Consider the following 1,492-nt stretch of genomic DNA (forward strand, 5'->3'; position numbering starts at 1 on the left):
GGCTCTTCCTACTTCAGGTGGGGGTGGGTCAGTCCGCCGCCGATGAGGAGCATGCGTAGTCGGTAGTGCTCGCGGTTGCGGAAGCCACGGGCGACGCGGCGGTGGAGCTCGATCAGGCCGTTGATGGCCTCGGTGCCGCCGTTGTTGGCGCGGCCGCTTTCGAAGTAGGCCAGGAACGCGGCACTCCACTGTTTCAACGTCTTCCCCAGTCGTTTGATCTCTGGGATCGGGCAGGTCGGTAGTGAAGCGATCAGTTTCAGTGCGGTGGCGCGGCCGGCGGGCAAGTTCGGGTTCTTGTACGCGGCGCGCAGCTCTTGGGCGCATTGCCAGGCGATGAAGACCTCGTCGTGGCGGGGATCGGCTTCGATGGCCTTGTTCAGGCGGCTCTGCTGGCGCTCGGTGAGTTTCTCCTGACCGCACCGCAGGATGGTGCGGATGCCGTACAGGGGGTCGTTCTTGCGGCCGCGGTGGCCATGGATCTCTTGTTGGACACGTCGGCGGACCTCGTCAACGGCTTGGGAACCGAGTTTGACGATGTGGAAGGCATCCAGGACTGCAGTGGCGTCCTCGAGTCGGTCCTCGATGGCGTTCTTGTAACCGTGGAACGGGTCCAGAGTCGCGACCTTCACGCCGTTCTTGAAGTCGTCGCCACGTTCGTCGAGCCAGTCGCTGTAGGCCTTCCCCGATCGGCCTGGGACGAGGTCGAGCAGCCTTGCTTTCGGCTTCCCGGACTCGGGATCGCCGGTGAGGTCGACCATCCCGGTCAGCATCTTGGGTCCGCGTCCGCCGCACTCGATCGGGAACTGGCTGACGTGGTGCCAGACGTGTTCATCCACGCCGAGGCGCTCCACGCCAGCGAACCGAGTCTCGTCGTCGGCCATCTCCTTCAGCAGGGGGTGGATCGAGGTCCACACCGTGTTCCAGGTCGTCCCCAACTGCCGCGCGATGCCGCGGATCGAGCCGTGTTCACGGCGGAGTTGGTTGATCGCCCACCAACACGCCCGCGTGGTGAGCAATGCCCGTCGGCGCGCGATCTGCTCGTCCTGTTCGGTGAACGACTTGGTCGGGCACTCGGCCTCGATACAGCGCCAGGTTCGTTTGCGCCACACCACCTTCACGGGCCGGTCGAAACACGGTGCATCGACCAGGGTGACGTCGCGGCGGCCATGGCTGTGCGCGAGGACACCGCACGTGGCACAACCCATCACTGCCGGCGGCGACTCGACCTGGACTATGAGCCGCGCGCCGTCGCTATCCAGGCCGACGCGTGTGACGTGCAAGCCCTCCAAGCCGACGAGTAGGTCGCATCGGGAGCAGTAGGGGGTGCGGTGATGGCAATGCGCAGCAGCGCGCGTCGTAAGCTCGGACATCGTCGAGGTCCTTCGGAACGGGTTGCTTGGTCGCTCCTGATCCTGAGGGCCTCGACGTCCCTCACCCCGCAGCCCAACTCACACCGGCGCGCCGCTCACCCCCACCGCAAGTAGGAAGAGCC

Annotated in this window: 1 protein-coding gene; it reads right to left on the reverse strand. The window is 65.6% G+C overall.

Annotation, left to right across the window (positions count from 1 at the left end):
- Positions 1-8 precede the first annotated feature (8 nt).
- Positions 9-1,370, reverse strand: a complete 1,362-nt coding sequence (locus DWB68_RS15685) for an ISL3 family transposase (RefSeq protein ID WP_233548879.1) — start codon at positions 1,368-1,370, stop codon at positions 9-11.
- Between the last annotated feature and the right edge of the window lie 122 nt (positions 1,371-1,492).

It is taken from the genome of Galactobacter valiniphilus (assembly GCF_003575975.1).
Classification (GTDB): domain Bacteria; phylum Actinomycetota; class Actinomycetes; order Actinomycetales; family Micrococcaceae; genus Galactobacter; species Galactobacter valiniphilus.

What these genes read in the sequence shown, in the direction of transcription:
- DWB68_RS15685 (WP_233548879.1), bottom strand. Translation starts at nt 1,370, where the DNA reads ATGTCCGAGCTTACGACGCGCGCTGCTGCGCATTGCCATCACCGCACC.